The organism is Frigoriflavimonas asaccharolytica, assembly GCF_013294015.1.
Lineage (GTDB): Bacteria > Bacteroidota > Bacteroidia > Flavobacteriales > Weeksellaceae > Frigoriflavimonas > Frigoriflavimonas asaccharolytica.
Genome location: NZ_JABSNO010000015.1, coordinates 24411 through 43939, shown reverse-complemented (window position 1 = coordinate 43939; position 19529 = coordinate 24411). Strand labels below are relative to the sequence as shown.

The window sequence follows — 19529 nt, the reverse complement described above, 5'->3', positions numbered from 1 at the left end:
TTAATTAAAAGCATTAATCCCAGTAATATCCATACCGGTTATCAGCAAATGTACATCATGTGTTCCTTCATACGTAATTACAGACTCTAGGTTTGCAGCGTGGCGCATCATTGGAAATTCGCCCATTATTCCCATTCCACCAAGTATTTGTCGGCTTTCGCGGGCAATGTCGATCGCCATTTTCACGTTGTTTCTTTTTGCCATAGAAATTTGTGCTGGCGTAGCTTTGTGAGCATTTTTCAAATTTCCTAATTGAAGACAAAGCAATTGTGCTTTTGTGATTTCAGTAAGAAATTCTGCCAATTTCTTTTGCTGCAATTGAAATCCTGCGATCGGTCTTCCAAATTGTTTTCTTTCTTTTCCGTATTGTAAAGCAGTACAATAGCAATCTATGGCTGCACCAATTACGCCCCAAGAAATTCCGTAACGTGCAGAATTTAAGCAAGAAAGCGGTCCTTTTAATCCAGAAATATTTGGTAGAAGGTTTTCTTTTGGTACTTTCACATCAGAGAAAACGAGTTCTCCAGTTTTGGAAGCTCTTAAACTCCATTTGTTGTTGGTAGTTGGCGTGGTAAATCCTTCCATTCCACGTTCTACAATTAATCCACGTACTTTTCCTTCTTCATCTTTTGCCCAAATAACGGCAATATCGCAAACTGGGGAATTGGTGATCCACATTTTTGCTCCATTCAATAAATAATGATCGCCTTTATCTACAAAATAAGTTTCCATAGAACTCGGGTCTGATCCATGATTTGGTTCCGTCAATCCGAATGAACCTATCATTGTTCCAGCAGCTAATTGTGGTAAAAATTTCTTTTTTTGCTCTTCAGAACCGTATTCGAAAATAGGAAACATTACCAAAGAACTTTGTACAGAAGCTGCAGAACGAACTGCGGAATCTCCACGTTCTAATTCTTGCATGATGATTCCGTAGGAAATTTGATCCAAACCTGCACCTCCATATTCTTCTGGAATATAAGGTCCTAAAGCTCCAATATTTCCCAATTCTTGCATCAAGTTTGGAATATCTGTATGGTTTTGTGCGTGCTCATCAATTACAGGCATTACAAAACTTTCTACCCAAGATCTTACAGATGCTCGTATTAATAAATGCTCCTCAGAGAGAAGCGCATCCATATTGTAATAATCTGGTATTGTGGTAAGTGGATAGTAGGACATATATAATTATTGATAAATAAGGATTGATAATTGATTTTGAATGCTAGAAAAATATTAAAATTAAATTTCAAAAAATTAAATTAAAGATTTCCAACTTTGAACGCTTGATTTTTATTCGAATTTTTCTATAATTTTATTAGAAACACCTGTATTACTAAATCCACCATCGTGGAAAAGATTTTGCATGGTCACCTTTCTGGTAAGATCTGAAAACATACTTACACAATAGTTTGCGCAATCTACAGCATCTGCATTTCCTAAGGGAGACATATCGTCTGCAAAATTGAAAAATCCTTCGATGCCTTTCACACCTGCACCAGCTTTTGTCATCACTGGAGATTGAGAAATAGTATTTACACGAACTTTCCTTTCACCCCAGAAATAGCCGAAACTTCTTGCAATACTTTCTAGATAAGATTTATTATCTGCCATATCGCTATAATTTGGGAATGTTCTTTGTGCAGCAATGTAGGTAAGCGCTAAAATAGAACCCCATTCATTCATAATATTTTTGTCCCAAGCAGTTTTCATCACTTTATGGAAAGAAACAGCAGAAACATCCCAACCTTTTTCTAGAAAATCGTAATTAAGATCTGTATATGCTTTTCCTTTTCTAATATTCACAGACATTCCAATAGAATGTAGAATAAAATCTAGTTTACCAAATTTTTCTTCTGCACGAGCAAATAGTTTTTCCAAATCTTCCATAGATGAAGCATCTGCAGGAATTATTTCTGATCCTGTTTGTGCAGCCAAATCATCTAATTCTCCCATTCTCATCGCGATTGGAGCGTTGGATAAAATAAATTCTGCACCTTCTTCATGGCATCTTTCCGCCACTTTCCAAGCGATGGATTGGTTGTTTAATGCACCGAAAATTATTCCTTTTTTACCTTTGAGTAAACCGTAAGACATAGTATTTGTTATTTAAAAACAAATATAAGCAAAATCTTGTTTTAGGCATAAAAAAAAGGGAACTGATTTATCAATTCCCTAAATTTTAAAAGTACAACTATTAATTTGTGGCTTTTTTTACTTCTGCTTCTGCATCTACAGCTGCATCTTTTGTTCCTTCCCACGCGTTGGAAACTGCATCTTTCGTATCTTCCCAAGCATCTGCTACATTGTCTTTTGCACGTTCTAGCCAACCTTCGTGGGTTGCTTCTTCGTCGTTATCTCTTTTTTCGTTAATGTAAGCTTTTGCTCTATCTGCTAAATCTTCAGCTTTCCATTTTACTTTGTCTACTGCGTTTTCTGCTTTGTTGTAATCTTGATTGTCCATCTTGTAAATATTTATGTTATTAAACTATTGTAAAATTACTTTACTTTACACAAAATAGTTTACAGCATTTTTGTAAAATTTAATATTTTTTTATTCTGATAATCATTAATCTTTGGTAATGTTTTTCTCGTCCCAAGATTTTTTCACGTCTTCCGCTGCATTTTTTGCTTTTTCTGCAACTTCACTTGCTGCAACTTTGGTTTTTCCCCATATTTCCTGCGATTGTTCTTTAGTTTCGTCTGCAAGATTTTCTGCTATATGTGCAGCATCTTTTGCCACAACTTTGGTTTTTTCCCATACTTCGCCAGATTTTTCCATGGCATCGTCTGCGAAAATTTCTGCTTTGTCTTTCAATTCTTCGGCAACTACTTTAGCTTTATCAAAGGTTTCTTCCGCTTTGTCTTTCAGTTTCTCAAAAAATGATTTTGATTCTTCACTTGTGCTCATAATTTTGTATTTTTAAATTATTAAAAAATAAATTTACGATATTATATTGTAATTTTAATATTAAATCTCTTGTAAAAAAAATATGGATGTAAAACGCTGTTCTTGGTGCGAAAAAGATGATCTCTACAGAAAATATCATGATGAGGAATGGGGGAAACCGGTTTTTGATGATGAAACCTTGTTTGAATTTTTAGTTTTAGAAAGTTTTCAAGCGGGACTTTCTTGGTATACTATTTTGGTAAAAAGAGAAAATTTTCGGAAAGCTTTTGATCAATTTAATTATGAGAAAATTGCAGATTATAATTTTGCCAAAGTGGAATCATTAATGCAAAATTCTGGAATTATTAGGCATCAATTAAAAATTCTAGCAAGCATCAACAACGCGAAACAATTTTTAAAAGTTCAAAAAGAGTTTGGCAGTTTTTCTAAATATTTGTGGAATTTCGTAGATGTAAAACCAATTGTAAACCAGCCGAAAACAATGAAAGATGTTCCTGCAACTACAGAATTATCAGATTTAATATCAAAAGATTTAAAGAAGAGAGGTTTCAAATTTTTGGGTTCTACTACTGTTTATGCTTTCTTGCAAGCAATAGGAATGGTAAATGATCATGTGCATGATTGCTTTTGTAAATATTAGTTTTAAAAACTATTTTTGATGAAATTTAATATATTAAAATGAGAACAAGTTTATTTTCTTTATTACTAATGTTTGTAACTTTTAGTAGTGTTTTCGCTCAAAAAAAAGATGAATACAGAAAAGCGGAAATATTTATGAATGATGGTACCAAATTAAATATCCTTTTTGTAGGTTACACTTATCCGAATGGAAATTTTTTAAGCAATTTTGCCACATCAAACGTATACAAATTTGAATATAAGCTTACTGAAGATTCTAAAATTGAAAAGGTAGATGCAAAAGACGTACAATCATTAACTATATTTGATGATTCTGGCGATGTAACTTCGAAAATATATAAATTAGATTTGAAAGCAATCAACACAAAGGGAGAATTGGTAGATAAATCTCGAGATTCATTTCAGCCAATTTTGTATGATGGGAAATTACAGATTTATGGTTCTAACATTTTTGCTTGCGAAGGTAATGGAAAATCCCTTTGTAGGTATGCATATTCTGTTTTTTACATTAAAAATAGCAAAGAGCAATATGGTATTATGCCAGTAGATTTTGATCGAATAAACTTATTCAATCTGGGATCTATTCCAGAAAAAATGGTAGAAGCATTTAAGTATGTTGGTAAAGATTGTCCAGAATTTCAACAGTATTTAAAAGTTTTTGAAGGGAAAGTGGTAGAAAAATCTTATCAAAAAAAAATGAAAGAGGATTATAAAAATCTTTACAATAAAGCAAATGAAGAAGCAAAAAAATCTGGAAAAAGTTTCGGAGAATCACAACAACTTTTTGGAGATTATATGCTAGAATATTACTTGGACTTCTACAAAGGAATAGTAATGGAGTATGAAAAAAACTGTAAGTAAGAAATAAAATTTATTATCCCTTGTCAACATTTGTTAAAGCAACTTCCACAATATCAGAAGGCAATCTGTAGCCTTTGTCTAAAATTGTTTTATAAACTTTAAACATAATGTTGCTGCGCAATTTTAATCCTGGTGCTCGTACATCGGTGGTCATTATCCAATATTGAGCTTTCACATTTACGGTGCTAGTTGCCAATTCTTCAATAAAAACCAAAGGTTCTGGATGTTTTTCTACCTGCTCAAATTGTTTGATGGTGTTTTCAATTAATACAATAATATTGTCTACATCGTCGTTATAATCCAAACCGATCAAAAATTCTTGACGAATATAATTATCAATGGTGAAATTTTGCAGCGGATTTTTTAGAATTAAACCATTTGGAATGTAAATATCTCGTCCGTCTAAAGATTTTATCGTAGTTTCTCGCAAAGACATTTTGATTACACGACCGCGCAAACCTTCTATTTCTATCAAATCACCGGTGCGAAATGGTCTGCTAAATGCCATTAAAATTCCTGCAAGAAAATTTTCGCCGATATCTTTTAAGGCAAAACCAATCACGAAAGTTCCCAAACCTGCTCCAGCAAGTATTTTATTGGTCAAACTTCCCCAACCAATCACACTTAAGCAAAGCACCATAAGAAAAATACTTAAAATGATGGAAAGCATATTTACCAAAAAACTGCTTACCAAAGGATCTTTAGATTTGGAATCTATTATTTTGTATGCATTTTTGCTGATGAATCTGATGACAATAATTCCAACAATTCCTATCATCATCGCTAAAAGGATAGAGGGCAAACTTTCTAAAAAATTTGCCCAAGAATCCGTCAAAATTTGTCCGATATCTTTTACCTCTGTTTCCATTTTTATTTTATGATTCTATCTAAAACCCATTCAATCATCATTTTTTCGGATGTGTGATGGTCTGCAGAAAATTCCCCACGTCTTCTGTTGGCGATTACGCAATTTACTGTCAATGGTTTGTGTCCCAATAATTTAGAAAGTGCATATATTGCAGATGTTTCCATTTCAAAATTAGAAACTCCTAAATCATTTAAGGTTTCTAGAAATTTTTCGTCGATGGCTTTCAAACGCAATTGTCTTCCTTGTGGCGCGTAGAAACCAGGGAAAGTTGCGGTGTTTCCAAAATATTTTGCGTCTTTATAATAATCCGAAATTTCTTCTGCCCAATCTGAGAAATAGAGCATAGGTTTTACTTTTTCGTAAGGGAATTTTGCCAAGAAATTTCTAGAAAATTCATTTTCAAATTCATAGTCTGAATAGAAATGCAACAAGCCATCTAAACCAACCACATTTTGTGTTACCAACATCTGATCTACTTCTATATCTGGATTCACGCTGCCGCAAGTTCCCATTCGGAAAAGTTCTAAAGACGTTTTTTCATCTTTAAATTCTTTATTTTTTAAATCTATGTTTACCAAAGCATCAATTTCGTTCATCACAATATCGATGTTTTCTGTACCAATTCCGGTGGACATTACCGTGATTCTCTCTCCACGTAAAATCCCTGTATGCGTATAAAATTCTCTTTTATTTTTCTTTACTTCAATCTTATCAAAATATTTAGAAACTTTTGGAACGCGATCTGGATCTCCTACCAACATTATTTTGTGCGCCAATTCTTCTGGCAAAAGATTGAGGTGATATACACTTCCGTCTGGATTTAGCACCAATTCTGATGCTGCTAATTTATTGATCATAGTTAAATGTTATTGATTATTGATGAATGATAATTGATTGAGTTGAATGGCGCATAGATTTTTTGTAGATCAATAATTGAAGAAGTTTTTATATCAATCATCAATGATCGTCTATCAATTACTTTTCAACCACCAACTCGTTTTGTTTTATAGCCCATTTCTTTCAAAATCAGCATTATTTTATCGCGATTATCGCCTTGTATAATGATGATTCCATCTTTCTCTGAGCCACCAATTCCTAATTTTATTTTAATTTTTTTCGAGATCGATTTTAGTTCTTCCGCATTCCCCTCAAAACCTTCTATTATCGTTACAGGTTTTCCGTTTCTGCCTTTTTTTTCAAATTTGCAAACGAGCGGTTCTATTTGCTCAAATTTCTCTTCCCCAAATTCTGAAGGCAATTCAAAATCTTGCTCTTCGTGTGTTGGAAATAAATTTTGAAGTTGATCTCTGATATCCATATCTCAAAAATAATACTTTTATATTAAATACAATCAAAAATTTAAAACTTAAGCGCTTTTTAAAAATTAAAACTGCTTATGATAATGGAATCAGCAGATTTTTTTTATAAAACATCGCTAATGAAATGTAAAAATTAATTAATCCATTGTTCAAACTCTCGTAATATCTAATCTATACTTTCGTAGAAAAAAAATGACCTTCAAAAATATTTTTATTCTTCTCATCGTATTTGCATTGGTTGCGATGTCTTTTCAATCTGTGGATAAAGGTTTTAAAGCAAAAAGTACTGTATTAAGCCAAGGTTTGCTTCACTTTAAAAAAGAGGTTGAAAATTTAAAAATTGATGCCTATCTTTTTTCAGAAGATAAAATCTCTATCTCAACATTACAAAATACATTAAAAACAACTAGAAATTCTTACAAAGAAATTGAGTTTTACATCGCATATCATTATCCAGAATTTGCAAAAACCAATCTAAATGCAGCGCCATTATTCCATATAGAAGCTGCGGGAACTTCTGCTTATACACTTCCACCAGAAGGTTTGCAGGTTTTGGATGAATTGATTTTTTCGGAAGATGCAGCAAATGAAAAAGATAAAATCATAGAAATCACAGATTTTCTTTTTAATAGTTACAACAATTTTTTTCTTAGCACTTTGCAAAACGGAATAAGTGATGGCAAGAATAAAACGCTACCATTACGAATAGAATTGATAAGGATGTATACGCTTGGTGTAACGGGTTTTGATACTCCTGGTTCATTAAATGTTTCTGAAGAAGCGAGCCACGCTTTTCTAGGGATGAAAAAATATGTAAATGATGACGCTTTCTTCAAAAATTTCAATCTGCAGAAATCTAATGAAATTTTAGATAATGGTATCGTTTATCTTTCAAAAAATAAGGATTTCAATACATTTGATCGCATAGAGTTTTACAAAAATTACATTCAACCTTTATATGAAGAGTTTGGAAATTGGGACAATAGTTCAGATGATCTTAAAAATTTTTCTGGGTGGAATGTGGATAGTAAAAATCTTTTCGATAGCGATTTTTTTAACCCTTATTTCTACACCATTTTAAAAGCTGAAGAAGATAGTAAACTCTTGCAAAAATTGGGTGAAGACCTATTTTATGATCAAAATGTGAGCGATAACGGAAAAATGAGTTGCGCAACATGCCATTTGCCAGAAAATGCTTTTACAGATCATAAACAAAAATCTTTGAGCAATGTGGAAGGTAAAAATGTTTTAAGAAATTCTCCTTCTTTATATAATGCTGTTTTTGCAAAGAGATTTTTCTACGATATGAGAGCATTTTATCTAGAACAGCAAGCCGAACACGTAATCTACAACGAGCAAGAATTTAATACGAGCTATGAAAGAATCATCAAAAAACTAGAAACAAAGCCGGAATATAGAATTGGTTTTAAAAATGCATTTAAAGATGGCAAAATTTCTAAGCAAAATTTCTCGAAGGCGTTAAGTTCTTATGTAGCTTCTTTGTATTCTTTTAACAGCGATTTTGACCAATTTATGAGAAATGAAAAAGATATTTCTGCCGAAGCTAAAAGTGGATATAATCTATTCATGGGAAAAGCAAATTGTGCGACTTGCCATTTTGCGCCGCTTTTTTCTGGTTTGGTTCCTCCTTTTTTTAATGAAAATGAATCTGAAGTTTTGGGTGTAACGAAAAATCCTATCCAAATTTTGCCATTAGAAATTGATGCCGATAAAGGAAGAATTAACAGCAATGTAACAAAAGAAAAATCCTGGATTTATGAAAATTCGTTTAAAACAATGACCGTCAGAAATATTGCATTAACGAAACCTTACTTTCATAATGGGGCTTTTAATTCTTTGGAAGAAGTTTTGGAATTTTATAATGAAGGAGGAGCGGAAGGTCTAGGATTGAATATTAAAAACCAAACGCTACCCGCAGATAAATTGAACTTAACACCAGTTGAAATAAAACAGCTGATTGCTTTTTTGAACACGTTAACAGATATAAGTAAAGTGAAAATTAACAAATAGTTCATAGCTTAACGTTGAGTTAAAAATTTGTTAATAGTGCGCAAAGTATTATTAATACTCGCTTAATAGAATTGCTTTTTTAAAAAAATAGTTTTGCAGTGTTGATTTAAAACAATAAAATGAAAAAACAATTACTTACAATCGCGGCTTTAGGATTAATGATTAATTCATTTTTCAATGCACAAACCACAATTTTTGATCAAGGTTCTTCTTGGAGCTATGAAGACAGCAATGTAGCACCTGTTAGCACTTGGAAAAGCTCTAACTTTGATGTTTCTACTTGGTCTGTAGGAAACGGGCCATTAGGATATGGAGATCCTGTAACAACTACTATAAATAGTGGTTTGCTTACAGCTTATTTTGCAAAAGATTTCACTGTAAATCTTGCAGATCTTACCACCACAATGGATTTGGGGATAAGAAGAGATGATGGTATTATTGTTTATCTAAACGGTGAAGAAATAGTAAGAGATAATATGCCAACAGGAACTGTAACACACGGCACTTTCTCTAATACAACTATAGACGGATCAGATGAAACTACATTTAATATTTTTTCTATTCCAAAAAGTAAATTTGTACAAGGAGTGAATAGAATTTCTGTAGAATTGCACAATAGAAGTGCAGGTAGTTCAGATTTATCGATAGATGCTTATCTAAAAAATACAGTAGTTATCACGCCACCAGTTTCTACAACCTGTACAGGAACTCACATCAGCTGTTTTACATCCATTATTCCTACTTCCCAAACTTCAAAATTAATTATTCCTGCTGAACATAAGTTTCAGATGATTTTGAAAGAAGGGGATAATTATACAGATGGTGGAGGTTTAGTAGGTGGACAAAATGATTTCACAGCTTATGTTGCAAAGAATGCAAGCAGTACAGATGGATATCTTTCTGTAAATCATGAAACCAATCCGGGAGGTGTTACGATGGCAGAGGTTAATTACAATGCTACCACCAAACTTTGGGAGCTTACAAAATCTAGAGCTGTAGATTTTTCTGCGCCAAGTCTTGTACAAACAATTAGAAATTGTTCTGGTGGAATTACACCATGGGGAACCATCATAACCGCAGAAGAATCTGTAACTTCAAACGATACCAATGCAGACGGTTACAAAGATTATGGATGGTTTGTAGAAATAGATCCTGTCACAGCGCAGGTTATTTCTCAAAATACAGATGGATCTAAAGGTAAACTTTGGCAGATGGGAATTATGAATCATGAAAATGTAGTGATTAATAATGCAGGAACTGTAGCTTATTATGGAGAAGATGGCGGAACAAATATGGTATATAAATATGTGATGGATACGCCAAATAACCTTTCTTCTGGAAATTTATTTGTTTTAAAATTAGATCAAGGCATTACTGCGGGAGATCCTGTTGGAACTACTGCAACATGGATTCAAGTTCCAAATAAATTACAAGCAGATCAAAATAATACCAGAACAATAGCGCAATCTCTTGGTGGCACATCGTTTAATGGCATTGAAGATGTAGACATCAGTCCTTTAGATGGTAAAATTTATTTTACGGCAAAAGGTTTAAGTAAAGTTTACAGAATGCAGGATGATGGAACTACTGCTTCCCAAGTAGAAGTTTTTGTAGGAGGTTCTGCAACTCAATATTCTTTCAACACAGCAGAAGGTGTAAAATCTGAAACTTGGGGATCTGGTAATGATAATCTTACTTTTGACGAACTGGGAAATCTGTGGGTTCTTCAAGATGGCGGAAAAAATTATATCTGGGTTATAGCGCCAAACCATACTCAAGCCAATCCACAAGTGAGACTTTTCGCTTCTATGCCTGCAGGTTCAGAGCCAACTGGTCTTACTTTTACACCAGATCATAAATTTGGTTTCTTTTCAGTTCAACATCCAAATTCTACTATTGCAACCGATATAGATGCTACTGGAAATACAATTGATTATAAAGGAAAATCTGCAACTATGGTGGTTGCTCTTCAGCAATTCTTAGGAACAAATGCTGTATTAGGAACCGCAGAAAACATCGCAGTAAATTCTGTAACCGTTACACCAAATCCAACATCTGGAATCGTGCAATTGAATGCAACAAAATCTTTAAAAAATATTGAAATTACCGCATATACATTGGATGGTAAAATCGTCTATCAAAAAAGATTTAATGGCAGCAATTCCGCTTTGGAGCTAGATTTCACGAAACAACTTCAGTCCTCTAGAATGCTTATTTTAAATATAGAAGCAGAAGGATTTCAAAAAACTGTAAAAATATTAAAAAAATAATTCTCTAATTTTAATTTCTACTACCGGCAGATCTTCTGTCGGTAGTTTTATTATTATGAAAAAAATAATATTCGCATTAGTGGTAATTTTTTGCGTTCAAATAAATGCGCAAATCGATCCTGTGAAATTCCCAACTTTCACAAATATGGAGGCCGCCTTGAAAAGTGAAAATCCAGTGTATAGTTTAAGTTTTAGAAATAAAAGTTTTTACAATCTACCACAAAATATTGTAAAACTAGATTCTCTATTTTTCCTAAATGCGATGGGCAATCATTTTGAAAAAATGGATTCTGAAATATTCCTCTTGAAGCAATTAGAAACTTTAAATTTAAATGAAAACAACATCAAATATATTCCAGATGAGATTGGAAACTTGCAAAAATTAAGTACATTTTCAATTAATATCAATAGTCTCACCAATATCAATCCCAATCTTGCCAAACTTCAAAATTTGAAAGTTGTTCATTTTGAGGCAAACAATTTAAATATTTTTCCCGAAGCTTTATTAAAGATACCAGCTCTAGAAGAAATTAATTTACAAGGAAATCAAATCAGTTTCATATCAGAAGATCTTGAAAATATTACAAATTTGAAATTTTTAAATATCTCTAGCAATCAAATTAATGATATTCTTAATGTTAAATTTCCCTTACAATTAAAATATTTGGAATTGCAACAAAATACAATCTCTCAGCTTCCAAATCAGATGTACAAATTACAAAATTTGGAATTTTTGAATGTTAGCAATAATATTATTAAAGAAATTTCGCCAAAAATTATCGGTTTGAAAAATTTGGTAAGCATTAATTTAGCCAATAACCAATTGAAAAAGCTTCCCAAAGATTTTAGATATTTAAAAAATTTAAAAACGCTCATCCTTACAGGTAATCCTTTGGAAACGAAAGAATTAGAATATCTTAGAACAATCTTACCCAATTGTACTATTTATTTTTAAAAATTGTAGAAAGAATTTTTAAATAAATTTATTCAGATAAATTTTCAAAGACTAAAGACAAATCGTAATTTTGATTTCTAATGATGAATTCAATTATTCAATTTGATGAAGTTTCTGTAAAATATGGAGATGTAGAAATTGTAAGTAATTTTTCCGCTGAAATTTACAAAGGAGAAAGCACTGTTTTTTCTGGTGTTTCTGGGTCGGGAAAATCTTCTTTATTAAATGCTTGTCTTGGTTTTGTGCCAATTTCTGCAGGCGAAATTATTATTTTAAATAAGAAAGTAAATTCAGAAAACATCCACGAAATTCGCAAAGAAATTGCTTGGCTTCCGCAAGAATTATTTTTCGATATAAAAAATTGCAGAGATTTGGTGCAATTGCCATTTCAATTTGAAGTCAATAAAAAATACCAAGCTTCAGAAAAAGATCTTCAGAAAATGCTTGCAGATTTGCTTTTACCAGATCATATTTTAGAAAAAAAACTTTCTGAAATTTCTGGTGGGCAAAAACAAAGATTGCTTCTTGCATCTTTATTATTGATGCCAAAACCAATTTTAATTCTAGACGAACCAACTTCTGCTCTGGACGAAATATCCACAGAAAGTGTTTTAAAAATCATAAAAAAACAAGGGAAAACTTTGATCAGTGCTTCTCACGATTCTGTGTGGAATGATAATATGGACAAGATAATTACAATTTAAAAATGGGAGCGCAAGATATTTCTTGGTGGGATTTAAGTTTAGGCTATATTTTGGTTCTAATTCCCATCATTGTTTTCAGTTACTTCAAAACGGGATTGGTGAAACCAACATTAATTGCAACTGCGAGAATGACGGTGCAATTGTATTTAATTGGTTTGTATTTAGAATATATTTTTACTTTAAATAATATTTGGATCAATATCGGTTGGGTGATTTTGATGGTTTTAATTGCATCTTTCACTGCCATAAAACGGAGTTATCTGAATAGAAAAATTTTCCTCTTTCCAATTTTTTTATCCATGTTAATCGTAATTTTTGCGGTAGATTTTTATTTTCTAGGAGTTGTGGTTAAATTAGATTTTTTGTTTGATGCCAAATATTTCATCCCAATTACAGGAATGTTGATTGGGAATTCTATGTCTAATAATATTGTGGCTTTCAATACTTATTTTGATAGCTTAGACAAAAACCAGACGCAATATAAATTCGCATTGGCGAATGGTGCAACAAAACTAGAAGCTTTGAAGAGTTTTATAAAAGAGGCTTTGGTAAAATCTTTGAGCCCAACAATAGCCACAACTTCTGTGGTTGGTTTAATTTCTCTTCCGGGAATGATGACGGGGCAAATTCTGGGTGGACAAAGTCCGGCGGTTGCGATAAAATACCAGATTATGATCATGATTACAATTCTTGTAACTTCTATGATGACGGTTATTTTGTCAATTTTAATTTCCAACAGATTTATTTTTGATAAGATGGAAATGCCTTTGAAGAATTTATACTCAGGGAAATAGTTTTTCTACTGCATATTTGCAGTCATTGCGATCCCGATAGCAATCGGGAGAAGAAATATCCGCAATGACAGAATCTTTTTTGTACTTAAAAAATTTGAAATCATTGCGAAACTTTGCGCCCCGACTTGAGTGGAAATCCTTTTTTATCCGCCTCGGCGGATAGAAAAGATTGGGAACGGAAGGCGGAAAAAGGCGCCCAAATAATTTGCTTACGAGATTGCTTAATTCCTCGCAATGACAGAATTGAAATTATCATATTCAGAGCAATTTTCGTAAATTTACAATCATTAAAATAAAAATCATGTCAAAAAAAGCAATATTAGCCATACTAGATGGTTGGGGAATTGGAGAAAATCCAGCAGTTTCTGCCATAGCACAGGCAAATACACCATTTATAGATTCTTGTTTAGAAAATTTTCCCAATACAACTTTGGAAGCGAGTGGAATTGCGGTTGGCTTGCCATTTGGACAAATGGGAAATTCTGAAGTTGGGCACATGAATTTGGGCGCAGGAAGAGTGGTTTATCAAAATTTGGTAAAACTAAATATGGCGGTGGAAAATGCAACTTTAGGTAAGGAAAATGTGATTACAGATGCCTTTCAATACGCGAAAGATCATGCAAAAAAAATCCATTTTATCGGGTTGCTTTCAGATGGAGGAGTGCATTCTCACATCAACCATTTAAAAGGATTATTGACGGCTGCAGCGGAATTTGGTCTGCATGAAAACGTTTTTGTACACGCTTTTACAGATGGAAGAGATTGCGATCCGCATTCTGGAAGAGGTTTTGTGCAAGAATTATTGGATCATATGAAAATTTCTACAGGGAAATTGGCTTCTGTAACAGGAAGATATTTCGCGATGGATAGAGACAAACGTTGGGAGCGCATAAAATTGGCCTACGATGCAATGGTGAAAGGAATTGGAACGGAAACATACGATATTCTTGCGAGCATACAAAACTCTTATGATGAAAATATTACGGATGAATTTTTGAAACCATTGATTTGCCAAGGTCAAAATCATTTACCTATTGCTGTAATTTCGCCAGATGATGTGGTGTTTTGTTTTAATTTTCGCACAGATCGTGGAAGGGAAATAACGGAAGTACTTTCTCAGACAGAAAATGAAGAATTTGGAATGAAGCCGATGCATTTGTATTACGTAACGATGACAAACTACGATAAAGAATACAAAAACGTGCACGTAGTTTATGATGAAAAAGTGCTGGAAGAAACAATGGGCGAGATTTTGGAAAGAAACGGAAAAACACAGATCCGCATCGCTGAAACAGAGAAATATCCTCACGTTAGTTTTTTCTTTTCTGGTGGAAGGGAAGAGTTGTTTGTGGGAGAGAGAAGATTGCTTTGCCCAAGTCCGAAAGATGTTCCCACATACGATTTCAAGCCAGAAATGTCTGCTTACGATATTGTTGAAAAGATTTTACCAGAAATTGAAAATGAGACGGCAGATTTTATTTGTTTAAATTTCGCAAATACAGATATGGTTGGTCATACTGGTGTTTTTGCGGCGGGTATAAAAGCTGCAGAAGCTGTAGATGCGTGCATTCAAAAAGTTGCAACCATGGCTTATGAACATGATTATGCTGTGTTTATTTTGGCAGACCACGGAAATTCTGATGTGATGATCAACCCAGATGGAAGCCCAAATACGCAGCACTCTACGAATTTAGTTCCGCTAATTGTGATGGATAAAGATAAAAGCTGGACTTTAAAACCTGGAAAATTAGGTGATATTGCTCCTTCAATTTTGAAAGTGATGGGAATTGAAATTCCGGAAATTATGACTGGTGATATTTTGGTGAGCTAGATTTTATAAACCAATACTTCTTAATTTTCGTAAATATTCAAAACTATTTTAGCAACACTATTTATGATCAACCCAAAAGTAAACTCTCCATTTTTCAAAATTTTTTCTAGCTTTTTCTTTCTATTTTTTGGGTTGCAATTTTTTTCTGCTCATGTCGCTATTGTAGATTTAGAAGATATGTCTACCACAGATTCAGTTTTACTCTATATAAAATTGGGATTTGAGCACATTATTCCATTGGGTATAGATCATATTTTGTTTGTGCTTTGTCTATTTCTTTTAAATCCAAAATTGAAATCTGTACTGTGGCAAGCATCTGCTTTTACAGTAGCTCACACCATTACTTTAGGTTTATCCATGTATCAAGTGATCGATCCGCCGAGCGAGATAGTAGAACCTGTGATTGCGATTTCCATCATGTATGTAGCGATGGAAAATATTTTATCTAAAAAATTGAAACCATCTAGAATTGGTGTTGTTTTTCTATTCGGATTGATACACGGAATGGGTTTCGCAAGTGTTTTGAATGGTTTGGGTTTGCCAGAGAAGTCTTTCCTTACTTCACTATTAATGTTTAATGTTGGTGTGGAGCTTGGTCAAATCTCTGTGATAGTTTTGGCGTATTTTATATTGGGTAAATTTTTTGGAGACAAACCTTATTACAGAAAGTATATTGTAATCCCTATTTCTGCAATTATTTTTTTAATTGCAACATTCTGGACAGTTGAACGGATATTTTTTACCTAAATTTTCCACAAAAAAAAGTTTACTAAATACTAATAGTAAACTTTTTTTTTGCTTTCTAAAGAATTATTTTCTACAATCTATCTTCCAAATCTCTCATAAGAGCAGGGCTTAGATCATACTTGTTTTCATCCGCAGCTTTGTAATATTCTTTTGCATTGTATCCTTTTTTGCTTGCCTCCATCAATCTTCCCATGTAATATAATTCTAAAGCTTCCAAAGGTTGACCTTTAATGTGTTTATTGTAAATTTCGTTTGCTTCTGCTAGTTTATTATTTTCCATCAATGCAAAGGCATACCAACTGTAAGTTTGCGGTGTTGCTCTTGTTTCCAATTCTTTTTTTGCGAGCATTTCTGCTTTTGCAGGATTTTTTAGGCTTTCTGTGTAGATTTGAATTAAATATTTATGGTACATATTTTCATAAATAGCATTGCTTGCTATTGTCTCAAATTCCGTCGCATATTTTAATTCTAAATTTTTGTCTTGCTTATGTTGAGCCAGCAAAATCATTTTATACAAAGCGTCTGGAGATTTGGATTTAGACTGTACAAACTTAAATATTTTCTCTGCCAAAGCTTCATTATTATCTTTCATCATTGCAATCATGCCGATTCCCATCATGCTGTGAAGATCAGCGCTGTTTGCTTTTAAAGATTTTTTGTAGCTTTTAAAAGCTTCGTCCAATTTTCCGGCATGGTTGTAAAGATCGCCAACATTTGATAAAGCGATGGATTGTAAAACGGCATTATCTCCTGCAAGATGTGCGGCTTCTTCCATTCTGCTGGTAGAAGCATCTAAATCTCCTTCATAATGCGCCATTTTTGATTTCCGAAATTGATAAGCGTAGCTTTTGTCATCCTTCATCTTTTCCAAATTTTCTTTGGCAGCTTTTATATTTCCCAGTTCAAATTCTACATCAAAAGTATTGGCGTAATTTTCTAAATCTTTAATTCCCAAAGCTTTTGCTTTCTCTAAATATTCTTTAGCTTTCAAAAACCTGTGCTGCAAAATGGAATAATGTACCAAGGTCAAAAAGGCGTAAGCTTCTTTATTATTCAATTCTTTTTCAACATTTAGCACAATGCTATCTGCATCTTTCAAATCTTGAATATCACCAGTAAAACCAAAACGAGTAACCAATTGTGAAGCATATTTTTGAGTGCTTACATGATCGAAATTTTTGTTATTTTTAATTCTGCTTTGCCAGAAATTTAGTTCATCATTATTAAATTTTGCAGCTTTTGAGGTGCTGTAATTGGCTATCAAACTATCTGCATAAGATTCTGAAACCAATGGATCTCCAAATTTGTTGCATTGTACTAAAAATGAAGTGCAGATGGATAAAAGAAAGATTTGTAGAGAGCGCATATTTATATAAATTTTCTCAAAGATAGGTTTATTATCCTCTTATATGTTTGAATATTTAAGACTATAATTACAATATTTTATAAAGAATTTAAGTTGATTGCTATTTACCAAACAACTTATAAACTGTAATAATAAGATTATTCTTTGCGTAACTATTTGTGTTTAAAATGCAAACAATTCCTCAATTTTAGCAGCAACTTTTTCTGCATTTGGAAGCATTTCTTTTTCTAAAATTAAATTGATAGGTACTGCAGGCAAATTTAGCGAACCGATGGTTTCTACAGGTGCATCCAAATATTTAAAACATGCTTTGGTAATGCGATGTGCAACTGCCTCTGCAAAAGAATTTTGTATTTGCTCTTCCGTCAAAACAATGCATTTACTGTGCAATTTCACCCTTTCAAATATTAATTCTTCGTCCAAAGGGATTAATGTTCTTAAGTCTATAACTTCAATTCTTCCTGAGAAATTTTTCGCAGCTTCTTTTGCCCAAAAAACTCCCATTCCATAGGTTATAATTACCAGTGTTCTGCCATTTTTTATTTCATTTTCATCAGCTTCTAGTACTAAATTTGCTTTCCCGAAAGGCAAAATATAATCTTCATCGGGTTCTACCGTTTTTGCATCATCCGTTCCTGGTACTTTGCTCCAGTATAAACCTTTGTGTTCTAGCATTACCACGGGATTTGGATCATAGTAAGCTGCTTTTAATAAACCTTTAAAATCTGCAGCATTACTTGGATATGCGATTTTGATACCTTTTATATTGCACAAAATACTTTCTACACTTCCACTATGATATGGTCCGCCTCCTCCGTATGCTCCTGTAGGAACGCGAATGATATTGCTCACAGGAAACTTACCTTGACTTAAATAGCAAGATTTAGAAATTTCTGTAATTAATTGGTTTATAGCAGGATAAATATAATCTGAAAATTGAACTTCTACGATAGGTTTCAATCCAACAGCACTCATTCCAATTGTAGAACCAATGATGTATGCTTCTTGGATGGCGGTATTGAAAACCCTTTTGTTCCCAAATTTCGCACCCAAAGTTACAGCTTCGCGAAAAACACCACCAATTCTTTCTCCCACATCTTGTCCGTAGAGCAAAGCTTCAGGATGTTTCCACATCAATTCTTGAATAGCATGGATAGAAGCATCTACCATTACAATCTTTTCGCCGCCTTCTGGTTTTCTAATTCCTTTTTCTTCCGTAATTGGAGTAGGTGCAAAAACGTGATTGCTAACAGAATCTGGTGTTGGATCTTCAGCTTCTATTGCTCTACCAAAAGCTTCTTCCGCTTCTTTTCTGCAATTTTTTTCTATTTGGTTGAGGTCATTTTCATTAAAGTTTTCTGAAAGCAAATAATTTTTCAAAATTATGCCTGGATCTTGTGCTCTGTGTTTTTCTAAATCTTCTTCGTCTCGGTAAAATTCTCTACGAACACCAGAAGTGTGATGTCCTATCAAAACGGTACTTGCGCAAACTAAAATCGGTTTTCTCTCTGTTCTCACAAAATCAAAAGCATCTTTCATGCATTCGTAACTTTCTACGAAATTGGTACCATCTACACGAACTCTATTAAGACCAACAAAACCTGCAGCAAAATCGTAAGCATCCGATGTTCTGGCTTCTTCTTTGGTTACAGAAATTCCCCATTCATTATCTTGTACTAAAAATATAATCGGTAATTGATGCAGTGCAGCAAACTGAAAAGCCTCACTTACTTCGCCTTCTGTTATAGAATTATCTCCAAAACTACAAACTGTAACAGGATTATTTTTAAATTCTCTTAATTTAAATTCTTCAATATATTTAATGCCTTGCGCAACACCAGTGGTTGGTATTGCTTGCATTCCCGTTGCAGAACTTTGGTGGATGATGTTTGGTTTATCATCTCCAATATAAGAAGGATGAGAGTAATACGATCTTCCGCCAGAAAAAGGATCTTCCGCTTTTGCAAGAAGTTGCAACATCAATTCATAAGGCTGAAATCCGATTCCAAGCAAAATGCTTTCATCTCGGTAATATGGAGAAACCCAATCTTCATTTAATAATTGATAAGCAGTTGCCAATTGTATGGCTTCGTGCCCGCGAGAAGTACTATGCACATACTTTGTAATCGCTCTATTTTCCTCATAAATATCTGCCATTGCTTTTGCCAGCATCATGTGGTTGTAGGCTTTTAACAAAACTTCTTGTGCAATTTTTTCTTTCGTACTTTCCATA

18 protein-coding genes are annotated in these 19529 nt (G+C 33.2%); 9 read left to right on the top strand and 9 right to left on the bottom strand.

All coding sequences use genetic code 11. The features are described from left to right. The 4 genes from HNQ03_RS10355 to HNQ03_RS10340 all read right to left on the bottom strand — a co-directional run bounded on the left by HNQ03_RS10355 (position 1) and on the right by HNQ03_RS10340 (position 2911). Positions 1–1182 carry an acyl-CoA dehydrogenase family protein gene (locus tag HNQ03_RS10355; RefSeq protein WP_173779609.1) on the bottom strand — a complete coding sequence of 394 codons (1182 nt, stop codon included), beginning with the start codon at positions 1180–1182 and terminating at the stop codon, positions 1–3. A 111-nt stretch (positions 1183–1293) separates the two neighbouring features. Further along, on the bottom strand, positions 1294–2097 hold the full coding sequence (locus HNQ03_RS10350) for an enoyl-ACP reductase FabI (RefSeq protein WP_173779608.1): 804 nt from the start codon (positions 2095–2097) through the stop codon (positions 1294–1296). Between the two features lie 100 nt (positions 2098–2197). Next, positions 2198–2464 (bottom strand): hypothetical protein, encoded by a 267-nt coding sequence (locus HNQ03_RS10345; RefSeq protein WP_173779607.1) that lies wholly within the window; start codon positions 2462–2464, stop codon positions 2198–2200. Between the two features lie 105 nt (positions 2465–2569). Then, positions 2570–2911, bottom strand: a complete 342-nt coding sequence (locus tag HNQ03_RS10340; RefSeq protein ID WP_173779606.1) for a hypothetical protein — start codon at positions 2909–2911, stop codon at positions 2570–2572. 82 nt (positions 2912–2993) lie between these two features. Here HNQ03_RS10340 and HNQ03_RS10335 point away from each other — a divergent pair, with 82 nt between their 5' ends. Continuing rightward, positions 2994–3551, top strand: coding sequence for a DNA-3-methyladenine glycosylase I (locus tag HNQ03_RS10335; protein WP_173779605.1), 558 nt, complete (start codon positions 2994–2996; stop codon positions 3549–3551). 38 nt (positions 3552–3589) lie between these two features. Further along, on the top strand, positions 3590–4411 hold the full coding sequence (locus HNQ03_RS10330) for a hypothetical protein (RefSeq protein WP_173779604.1): 822 nt from the start codon (positions 3590–3592) through the stop codon (positions 4409–4411). Positions 4412–4424: 13 nt separating this feature from the next. On the opposite strand, the gene HNQ03_RS10325 is transcribed toward HNQ03_RS10330, so the two are convergent. The 3 genes from HNQ03_RS10325 to HNQ03_RS10315 all read right to left on the bottom strand — a co-directional run bounded on the left by HNQ03_RS10325 (position 4425) and on the right by HNQ03_RS10315 (position 6597). Next, entirely contained in the window at positions 4425–5279 is an 855-nt protein-coding gene (locus HNQ03_RS10325; RefSeq protein ID WP_173779603.1) for a mechanosensitive ion channel family protein, read from the bottom strand. A 2-nt stretch (positions 5280–5281) separates the two neighbouring features. After that, positions 5282–6136 (bottom strand): nucleoside phosphorylase, encoded by an 855-nt coding sequence (locus HNQ03_RS10320; protein WP_173779602.1) that lies wholly within the window; start codon positions 6134–6136, stop codon positions 5282–5284. Positions 6137–6261: 125 nt separating this feature from the next. Next, a complete protein-coding gene (locus HNQ03_RS10315; protein ID WP_173779601.1) occupies positions 6262–6597 on the bottom strand; it encodes a translation initiation factor in 336 nt (111 codons plus the stop codon). 193 nt (positions 6598–6790) lie between these two features. On the opposite strand from HNQ03_RS10315, the gene HNQ03_RS10310 reads away from it, so the two are divergent. From HNQ03_RS10310 to HNQ03_RS10280, 7 genes are all read left to right on the top strand, one after another. Beyond that, positions 6791–8629 (top strand): cytochrome-c peroxidase, encoded by a 1839-nt coding sequence (locus HNQ03_RS10310; protein ID WP_173779600.1) that lies wholly within the window; start codon positions 6791–6793, stop codon positions 8627–8629. A gap of 119 nt (positions 8630–8748) precedes the next feature. Further along, complete coding sequence (locus HNQ03_RS10305) at positions 8749–10899, top strand: alkaline phosphatase PhoX (protein ID WP_173779599.1); 2151 nt, start codon at positions 8749–8751, stop codon at positions 10897–10899. 55 nt (positions 10900–10954) lie between these two features. Beyond that, complete coding sequence (locus HNQ03_RS10300; RefSeq protein WP_173779598.1) at positions 10955–11854, top strand: leucine-rich repeat domain-containing protein; 900 nt, start codon at positions 10955–10957, stop codon at positions 11852–11854. 80 nt (positions 11855–11934) lie between these two features. Further along, positions 11935–12558, top strand: coding sequence for an ABC transporter ATP-binding protein (locus HNQ03_RS10295; RefSeq protein WP_173779597.1), 624 nt, complete (start codon positions 11935–11937; stop codon positions 12556–12558). A gap of 2 nt (positions 12559–12560) precedes the next feature. After that, positions 12561–13352: an ABC transporter permease gene (locus HNQ03_RS10290; RefSeq protein ID WP_173779596.1), complete on the top strand. Its 792-nt coding sequence runs from the start codon at positions 12561–12563 to the stop codon at positions 13350–13352. Between the two features lie 301 nt (positions 13353–13653). Next, positions 13654–15183, top strand: coding sequence for a 2,3-bisphosphoglycerate-independent phosphoglycerate mutase (gene gpmI, locus HNQ03_RS10285; RefSeq protein ID WP_173779595.1), 1530 nt, complete (start codon positions 13654–13656; stop codon positions 15181–15183). Between the two features lie 63 nt (positions 15184–15246). Beyond that, a complete protein-coding gene (locus HNQ03_RS10280; RefSeq protein ID WP_173779594.1) occupies positions 15247–15930 on the top strand; it encodes a HupE/UreJ family protein in 684 nt (227 codons plus the stop codon). Between the two features lie 70 nt (positions 15931–16000). Here HNQ03_RS10280 and HNQ03_RS10275 read toward each other — a convergent pair whose 3' ends face one another. Together HNQ03_RS10275 and HNQ03_RS10270 are read right to left on the bottom strand one after the other, a co-directional pair. Next, positions 16001–17296, bottom strand: a complete 1296-nt coding sequence (locus HNQ03_RS10275; protein WP_173779593.1) for a tetratricopeptide repeat protein — start codon at positions 17294–17296, stop codon at positions 16001–16003. A 162-nt stretch (positions 17297–17458) separates the two neighbouring features. After that, complete coding sequence (locus tag HNQ03_RS10270; RefSeq protein ID WP_173779592.1) at positions 17459–19528, bottom strand: alpha-ketoacid dehydrogenase subunit alpha/beta; 2070 nt, start codon at positions 19526–19528, stop codon at positions 17459–17461. Between the last annotated feature and the right edge of the window lies 1 nt (position 19529).

Excerpts from the sequence above, each read along its gene's own strand:
- HNQ03_RS10355 (WP_173779609.1), bottom strand. The coding sequence starts at position 1,182 with ATGTCCTACTATCCACTTACCACAATACCAGATTATTACAATATGGAT.
- HNQ03_RS10350 (WP_173779608.1), bottom strand. The coding sequence starts at position 2,097 with ATGTCTTACGGTTTACTCAAAGGTAAAAAAGGAATAATTTTCGGTGCA.
- HNQ03_RS10345 (WP_173779607.1), bottom strand. The coding sequence starts at position 2,464 with ATGGACAATCAAGATTACAACAAAGCAGAAAACGCAGTAGACAAAGTA.
- HNQ03_RS10340 (WP_173779606.1), bottom strand. The coding sequence starts at position 2,911 with ATGAGCACAAGTGAAGAATCAAAATCATTTTTTGAGAAACTGAAAGAC.
- HNQ03_RS10335 (WP_173779605.1), top strand. The coding sequence starts at position 2,994 with ATGGATGTAAAACGCTGTTCTTGGTGCGAAAAAGATGATCTCTACAGA.
- HNQ03_RS10330 (WP_173779604.1), top strand. The coding sequence starts at position 3,590 with ATGAGAACAAGTTTATTTTCTTTATTACTAATGTTTGTAACTTTTAGT.
- HNQ03_RS10325 (WP_173779603.1), bottom strand. The coding sequence starts at position 5,279 with ATGGAAACAGAGGTAAAAGATATCGGACAAATTTTGACGGATTCTTGG.
- HNQ03_RS10320 (WP_173779602.1), bottom strand. The coding sequence starts at position 6,136 with ATGATCAATAAATTAGCAGCATCAGAATTGGTGCTAAATCCAGACGGA.
- HNQ03_RS10315 (WP_173779601.1), bottom strand. The coding sequence starts at position 6,597 with ATGGATATCAGAGATCAACTTCAAAATTTATTTCCAACACACGAAGAG.
- HNQ03_RS10310 (WP_173779600.1), top strand. The coding sequence starts at position 6,791 with ATGACCTTCAAAAATATTTTTATTCTTCTCATCGTATTTGCATTGGTT.
- HNQ03_RS10305 (WP_173779599.1), top strand. The coding sequence starts at position 8,749 with ATGAAAAAACAATTACTTACAATCGCGGCTTTAGGATTAATGATTAAT.
- HNQ03_RS10300 (WP_173779598.1), top strand. The coding sequence starts at position 10,955 with ATGAAAAAAATAATATTCGCATTAGTGGTAATTTTTTGCGTTCAAATA.
- HNQ03_RS10295 (WP_173779597.1), top strand. The coding sequence starts at position 11,935 with ATGATGAATTCAATTATTCAATTTGATGAAGTTTCTGTAAAATATGGA.
- HNQ03_RS10290 (WP_173779596.1), top strand. The coding sequence starts at position 12,561 with ATGGGAGCGCAAGATATTTCTTGGTGGGATTTAAGTTTAGGCTATATT.
- gpmI (WP_173779595.1), top strand. The coding sequence starts at position 13,654 with ATGTCAAAAAAAGCAATATTAGCCATACTAGATGGTTGGGGAATTGGA.
- HNQ03_RS10280 (WP_173779594.1), top strand. The coding sequence starts at position 15,247 with ATGATCAACCCAAAAGTAAACTCTCCATTTTTCAAAATTTTTTCTAGC.
- HNQ03_RS10275 (WP_173779593.1), bottom strand. The coding sequence starts at position 17,296 with ATGCGCTCTCTACAAATCTTTCTTTTATCCATCTGCACTTCATTTTTA.
- HNQ03_RS10270 (WP_173779592.1), bottom strand. The coding sequence starts at position 19,528 with ATGGAAAGTACGAAAGAAAAAATTGCACAAGAAGTTTTGTTAAAAGCC.